The sequence below is a fragment of the Planktothrix sp. FACHB-1355 genome, assembly GCF_014748295.1.
Taxonomy (GTDB): Bacteria; Cyanobacteriota; Cyanobacteriia; order Cyanobacteriales; family Aerosakkonemataceae; genus Aerosakkonema; species Aerosakkonema funiforme_A.
This window is the reverse complement of record NZ_JACJUP010000225.1, coordinates 1-7403: the sequence shown is the minus strand read 5'-3', so window position 1 is coordinate 7403 and position 7403 is coordinate 1. Positions and strand designations below refer to the sequence as shown.

The following is a 7403-nucleotide window of genomic DNA, read 5'->3' as shown; positions in this document are numbered from 1 at the left end:
TGTCAAATCAACAGCCGCACAAGCATTGGTGACAGCGTTCGCCCGGTTTACATCCTTTTGGTGGAAATACTTCGATTATTTCTTAGTTGACAAACCGGGCACATTCGATGCAGCATCGGGATATTACTTTATGGGTAAAAAGAGCGATCGCATCCTTTCCGACCGAGAATTGATCCAGCTTTATAAAGGCATTAGAGGTGGCATATCCCCTGATTATTAAAAAGGAGAAATAAGGGTGGACAAACTGGCAATTTTTCACCCCACTCTCACGGGTGGTGGAGCCGAGAAAGTAATCGTTAACTTGATTGGGGGTTTTGTCGATCGCGGTGTAAATGTAGACTTAGTTTTAGTTAGGGCAGAAGGGCCTTTCCTTGCTCTCATACCGCCAGAGGTGCGAGTCGTCAATTTGGGGTACAAACGACTGCTACTGAGTATGCCTGCCTTTGTACGTTATCTCCACCAGTCACAACCAACAACTCTACTCACCGCTTTTGAAGATACTAATTTAATCGCTCTGTGGAGTCGCAAATTAGCTGGCGTATCTACCCGTATAGTAGTGAGCGTACATAACACTCTTTCCTGGGAATCTCAAATCACAACGCAAGGGATAAAAAGACGAATAGGGCCTTATTTAGCACGCTGGTTCTATCCCCAGGCAGATGCAGTTGTGGCGGTATCCCAAGGCGTTGCAGAAGATTTGGTGAATCTGGGTTTTAGGTCGGACAATCTGAAAGCGATCTACAATCCGGTTGTCACCCCAGAGCTTTTCCAAAAAATAACTGAATTTCCCCAACACCCTTGGTTTGCGCCCGATTCGCCGCCAGTAATTTTAGGTGTGGGACGTTTAGAGAAGCAGAAAGACTTTCCTACACTTATTCGCGCTTTTGCAAAAGTACACAGCCAGCGTCCGGCTAGGCTGATAATCTTGGGTGAGGGGATCGATCGCCCCTACTTGGAGGCTTTGGTGCGCGAGCTGGGTGTCGCGGAAAATGTCGCTTTACCTGGGTTTGTGGCGAATCCCTACGCTTATATGGCGCGATCGGCAGTATTTGTACTTTCCTCCTTATTTGAGGGACTACCCACTGTACTTATTGAGGCTATGGCGGCGGGAACTTCCCCTGTCTCTACCGACTGCAAAAGTGGCCCAGCAGAGATTTTAGAGAATGGGCGGTATGGAAAGCTAGTACCTGTAGGGGATACGGAAGCTATGGCAGAGGCAATTATCAGCACTTTAGATCGTCCCGTAGATGCAAAATTGCTACAACAAAAGGCGGCTGAGTTTTCTTTAGAAAAGGCTGTCGCACAGTATTTAGAAGTGTTGCAGGTTGAGTCGCATTCGGGAAATCGAAAGTATGGAAATTAAAAAGGTTTTAGTTAGTGGAGATGCCTTGTTTTTAGAGCGCTATCAGCTTCTATTCAAAGCGATGTCTCCCCATGTCGATCGCTTGGAGTATCTAGCGCAAGGTAATTTAACCCAAACTAGGCGATCGCAAAAAATCAAAAACTTATTACCTAAGTTTCTCCTCAAGCCAGCCGAGAAGTTTTTTCGCAAAAATCAGCAAACATTTATTAAAAAATCTCAAGAGACGGAGCAGAAAATTAGAGAATTTGAGTTTAGACCCGATTTAGTTTTTCATTTATTTGCCTTGTATTGTCCATTTTGGGATAAATTCGACATTCCTTACGCGATGTACCTGGATTATACTATGGCTCTGGCTGCGAAAAATTGGTCGGCTTGGGCTCCTTTCAGTAACGCTAAAGAACTTGATTTTTGGCTAGACTGCGAACGTCTGGCTTACGCACGCGCTTATCATATTTTGACGATGAGTAATGTCGTAAAAACTTCTTTAATCGAAGACTACAGCATAGAACCTCAAAAAATAACAGTTGTAGGTGCTTCTGCCAATTTTCCAGAACCTTATAAAGGGGAGAAAAGCTTTGGCAGTAAGCGAATTTTGTTTAACGGTTCTGATTTTGAAAGAAAAGGAGGAGATTTACTATTGGCCGCCTTTAAAAAGGTGAAACAGGCACTTCCCGATGCTAAGTTGACGATCGTCGGTAAAAAAATGTCAATCGATCGGGATGGTATTGAAAATCCCGGTCATGTTTCATCTCGTTCGGATATGCGCGATTTGTTTCTGAACACAGATTTAGTCGTTTCACCGGCCTATTGCGATCCTTTCCCAGTCTTTTTATTGGAGGCGATGAATTATGGAGTTCCTTGTATTGTCTCTGCCCAGGATGGAATGCCAGAAATTGTCGATAACGAAGTGAACGGTGTGGTTATTCCTCAGCCTACACCTGAAGTTTTAGCTGAACGCATCATGGCGTTACTCTCCGATAATTATATGTTGGTATCGATGTCGGAAAAAGCACGCGACAAGATGAAAAATTGCATGAATTGGAATCATATAGCTAACAAGATATTACAGGTTTTGAAAAATTGTGAAGCGAGTCAGTAATTATGCCAAATACAATCGCCGCCATTACAACTAACGTTCGCAGTTTTCTATGGAATAACCTGCCTTGGTTAGGTAATTTTGTCCGCTCGATCAAAGGAAATTTAAATAAATTTGAAGGAGGGACAGATCACGTTCCGTCGCAAGTAGTTGATGTGTTAGAAAGGTACAGTCAACTGATTGGCGATCGCAACTTTCCTGTGACGGGAAAAGTCTGTTTGGAGTTAGGGACGGGAAACTCGCCCGATATTGCTTTTTTGATGCTACTCGCTGGCGCGAGTCGATCGATCATGGTGGATACAGAACCTTTTATGAAGGTTCCGTTTCAGGAAGGGAAGGAATACGAGGAACTGGTAAGTTATTTGAGGAGTATAGAGACCGATCGCATCAAATTTCCACAACTTACCGCCCATCTAAACGGCGTCGATTTGAACGAAATTGCGCGTCGGTTAGAATACGTTAATTACGATGGCGTACACCTCCCATTACCCGATGCTTCCGTAGATATAATTTACAGCAAATCCGTACTGGAACACGTTCGGGAACCAGCGCAACTATTTCAAGAATTGCGACGTATTTCCAAACCGGAAGCTATCCACTTGCACATCGTCGATTTGCGCGATCACTTCCATATTAAAGATGACAACACCGTCAATGGAAATTGGCTGGAATTTTTGGAATACGACGAAGAAGCTTGGGCGCGACGATGCGTCAAAACTCATGGGTGGTGCAATCGCTTGCGCTTACCATCTTGGTATCCGATCGTTCAAGAATCGGGTTTTGCAATTCTCCAAGAAAATATTGTACGTATCCCCCTGCCAACTCAATCATTGCCCGATACAATTAAATCTGTGAAAGATTTGGACGCCGCTTGGTGGTGGGTACTTTTACAGCCTCAAGGGAGTAAAACATGAAGGATAAACCTTTAGTTAGCATCCTCATTAACAACCATAACTACGCAGGCTTCTTGCCAGATGCTATTGACAGCGCACTGCAACAAACTTATCCCCATACAGAAGTAATTGTGGTGGATGATGGTTCCACTGACAATTCGCGAGAAATTATCGCCAGTTACGGGGATAAAATTATTCCATTGCTAAAGCCAAATGGCGGACAAGTTTCGGCGTTCAATGCGGGTTTTGCCGCCAGTCGGGGTGATATTATCTGTTTTTTGGATGCCGACGATCTCTATTTGTCAAAAAAAGTAGCAGAAGTTGTAAATGCTTTGGGCGATCGGCAAGACTTGGGTTGGTGTTTCGATCGCCTCAAATTTGTGGATGTGAATTTGAAGGATATCGCCGACAATAAATCTATTCCCGATCACTATGCAGGTACAGTTCGGGAGTACGATTTGCGAGAAAAAACCAAACAAGGCAAACCAGGTAAAAATTTTCCCTACTCTTCTACTTCAGGGATTTCTGCAAGGCGATCGCTCCTCCAAAAAATTTTACCAATACCCGAAAAAGACCAATCAACTTTGCTCAACGAAACCTTTCTAATCTTTCCATCATTATTTCTGAGTAAAGGCGTTGTCGTGTATAAAGAATTGGGTTTTTATCGGATACACGGTAATAACGCTAACGCTACCACTAAGGACAAATTGCGACCAGCCAGAATCTCAATCCTTCACGCCTATTGGATACGGGAGAAATTCCCATCTTTGTATAAGTATACTAATTGTCTTATGGGGGCGGGTATAGGTGTTTGTCAAGCGAATGGAGGTATCGAGGCGCAATATCAGCCACTTGTCCAAAGTTATCTTTCTTCCGTGACGCTACCGGAAAAACTGGAAATTTACGTGAGGGCTGGGTTGAATTTTGTCAAAAGTAAAGTTTTGGATACAACCAGTCGATCTGCTTAGCGTTGCAGCCGCTGATGGTACAGAATTTTTTCCACTCTTCCACTATGAGTAATTACTGTACCTTACCCACTCTCAAAGGCCAAGGCAGCGCGTTCGCCTTAGCCTATAGCGTTCCGTAGGCATTAGCATTCGGGCAAAAAGATTGTTGACGATCGCGATTAATATTTCTACACAAACTACTATATATAACTAAACTTTTCAACTTAAATCCCACATTCCCCATCCCCTAGATGTAGTGTGTCGCACCTTCTATTTGTCTCATATTTAGTATAGGACAAATCAACTAAACCCTATATGTAACAAGCAAAAACTCTCACCACACTACTTTGAGCGTGTGTGACACTTTAGGGTGCGGAATGTGGGTTAAATAATTAATCATATTTAAGATAAATAAAAAATTATAACGCCTCTATCTAAAGACGTGTTTTTAAATGTATAAAAAGACCGTTGACACATTTGGTATCATATGTATCTAAGTAAAGAGAAGCTCCAACATATCAATACCATTGCCCACGAGGGTAAAGTAGTAATTGTTGCCACCGATGCCGATGGTAAAATTTGGTACAGCGTCAAACAAGACGGTTTTGAAGACAGCTACCTCAACACACCACCGGAACAAAGAACAGGTTGGGAAAGTTGGCAAGAATTAGAATTTCCCAATGAAGACGATGACCAGTCAGTCATCGACCAAGAAACCGCAGAATTGACCGATATGGCCAATTCTAGTAGTTTTGTTTTACGTTCTCGCTACAAAACCTTCGACCAAACTGCCGTTGCACCTGTACAACTGATTTCTGCCTTGGGTCATGTTTATGTGTTCCGCCAGTCCAAATCTAATACTCTACTGGTAGACCGATTTGTGTTAGATGGCATGACTAACAAGCTGAACCGCAAACTAGAAGTACGGTTTAAGCGCAGTCGCCAGAAACACGAAGCCAGTAAAAACATGAAAAAAGGAGCCAGTGGACTTACTAATATTGACACCCTGGACTTCCGCGACATTAATGGGAAATTTTTTTACGAACCCACCACTGAATTAAGTTTAATCAATAACCTGCAAAACGGCTGGTTTTCTGTTGTTTTAGTTCCCACTATTGAAAATGACGTTTATCGCTGGCATATTTTTGCCTACAACAGCCAAAGCAAGAAAGTCGAACTGACAACTCTGCTAATGTCAGAAGAGGGGCTGTTTGATGTGCAAGATTACACCGTTTTTGAAGAATCAAATGATAATCTGATTCCTCGTAGTCTTGCCGGGATTATCAAACGCACCTTAGATTTAGGAACTCTGACGGTTGTTAGCGGTTTAAGCGCTACGAAATACGACGTACAACGGGAACAGCAAACCGACGACGGGATGCAGTTATTACGGGATAGTACCAAAGTCATGTTAGCCATTCCCATGAGTACGGGGAATGTGGCAGCCTTCAGTTTTGCCGTAGCAGGCGATGGTACATTGTCGCAAATTGCTCCCACGGCGACGGAGAAAATTTGGCGCAATACGGCTCGTCAAGTTTTATTACCCTTAAACAACTTAGATAACGTCAAAATCATTGGCACAACCACCCCACCGCCCCAAGGACAGATTGCTTGTTTGCAACAGGGAGAAGAAGATGCAGTCAATGTCGTTTCGTCAACGGTAACTAACCTCGATCCCACAAAAATTAACCAAGTGAAAATTAGTGGAACTCGCAACTACAATAGCTTCCAACAAGGCATCACCAAAATAGATGATAATGTCTTTGAAGTGACACCACCGAGTCCAGTGTTAGGAAACTGGGAAGTTATCCCCGAAGAACAAACGGGGTTAGTTTTTAATGGTGCGGTAACGGGTTGTGAAATTACCAGTACCGGGAAATTAAGAATTACCGCCTTCAATCACGGTTTAAATACTGGGGAATCAGTCCAGATTGTCGATACCAGAGATTATAACGGCACCTACACCGTCACGAAAATTGACGATAAAACCTTCAGCCTCGATGATATTAAATGGCAAACCGGAACTGCCGTTAACCTAAAAATGGAATCGCTGAAACGGCGGGGTTTGGTTTTTGATGGGGTGAATGATTATGTAGCTTTGCCGGATAATCCTGATTTCCACATTACCACCTACACCGTAGAAGTTTGGATTAAACCTGAGAATCCTCTTGATGCTTGGCAAGGAATCATCGGCAAACCGGGTCGGAATTTTAATATCTGGTTAAACAGTAATGGATTCATTCACCATCGTTTCCATACTTCATCATCAGGTAATGCTGGAGCTCCTGATACACCCAATGGTGCGATTACTTGGAATCAATGGAATCACGTCGCTATTACCAACGATGGCACCACAGCCAAAACCTACATCAATGGCAAACTGATTACCCAAGGGCCTACAGGTGGCAGTTTGATTGTAGATAAAACACCTCTATACATTGGTTGTAGTTTAGATGGGGCAGGAATTAATTATTTCAAGGGTCAAATCGCCGATGCTCGACTCTGGAAAATCGTCCGCACAGAAGCCCAGATCAAAGATTCTATGTACCTGCAACTGACTGGTAAAGAGGTCGGTTTAGTCGGTTACTGGCGATTAGGTGCGGTGGTTGAAGAAGATAAAGAATGTCGAGTCCTCGATTTTTCCGTGAATAACAATGATGGCATTGTTTATGGCGGTGCTTATGTCAGCGCTGTTTCCCTATCCCGCAACCTTCCAGGTACAACAACTCCCGCAATTAAGTACGAAAATGAGGAACTATTCGCTGTCTCTGAAGGGGCGACATACTCCGAAGAATTTGAGTTTAAAGTGACTCCGGCGGTCAATCCGAATAATGTGGATGGAGCCAATGGCAAAATTTTTGCGATTACCTACAAAGGCAAAAATAATCGCAGTTCTTTAGATTGGATTAATATTACGCCCAATGCCACCGAATTTATTGATATCGGTGGAGGATGGTATCAGGCTAAATGCCGCTTTGTGGTTCCCGATGGCGTGTCTTTAGTACGTTCTTTTGGCATTGGTAATCTCAAAGGCACTTGGACAACATTAGATATTCGCAAACAAACGATTCAGTTAATATCTGATGTGATTACCGAAGCTCGAT

Annotated in this window: 5 protein-coding genes and 1 pseudogene; all 6 read left to right on the top strand. The window is 43.3% G+C overall.

Annotation, left to right across the window (positions count from 1 at the left end; translation table 11 throughout):
- A pseudogene (locus H6S82_RS12055) lies at nucleotides 1-220 on the top strand (hypothetical protein); the annotation flags it as partial.
- Between the two features lie 15 nt (nucleotides 221-235).
- Nucleotides 236-1363, top strand: a complete 1128-nt coding sequence (locus H6S82_RS12050; RefSeq protein ID WP_190468159.1) for a glycosyltransferase — start codon at nucleotides 236-238, stop codon at nucleotides 1361-1363.
- A complete protein-coding gene (locus H6S82_RS12045) occupies nucleotides 1353-2462 on the top strand; it encodes a glycosyltransferase family 4 protein (RefSeq protein WP_190468157.1) in 1110 nt (369 codons plus the stop codon). Before H6S82_RS12050 ends, H6S82_RS12045 begins: the two co-directional genes overlap by 11 nt.
- A gap of 2 nt (nucleotides 2463-2464) precedes the next feature.
- Nucleotides 2465-3373: a class I SAM-dependent methyltransferase gene (locus tag H6S82_RS12040; RefSeq protein ID WP_190468154.1), complete on the top strand. Its 909-nt coding sequence runs from the start codon at nucleotides 2465-2467 to the stop codon at nucleotides 3371-3373.
- Nucleotides 3370-4320, top strand: coding sequence for a glycosyltransferase (locus tag H6S82_RS12035; protein WP_190468152.1), 951 nt, complete (start codon nucleotides 3370-3372; stop codon nucleotides 4318-4320). The genes H6S82_RS12040 and H6S82_RS12035 overlap by 4 nt, the downstream gene beginning before the upstream one ends.
- 466 nt (nucleotides 4321-4786) lie before the next feature.
- A partial coding sequence (locus H6S82_RS12030) for a LamG domain-containing protein (protein WP_191056258.1) occupies nucleotides 4787-7403 on the top strand: 2617 nt, incomplete at its 3' end.

Bases quoted from the DNA above. Each gene is read 5' to 3' on its own strand.
- H6S82_RS12040 (WP_190468154.1), top strand. From the start codon at position 2,465: ATGCCAAATACAATCGCCGCCATTACAACTAACGTTCGCAGTTTTCTA.
- H6S82_RS12035 (WP_190468152.1), top strand. From the start codon at position 3,370: ATGAAGGATAAACCTTTAGTTAGCATCCTCATTAACAACCATAACTAC.
- H6S82_RS12045 (WP_190468157.1), top strand. From the start codon at position 1,353: ATGGAAATTAAAAAGGTTTTAGTTAGTGGAGATGCCTTGTTTTTAGAG.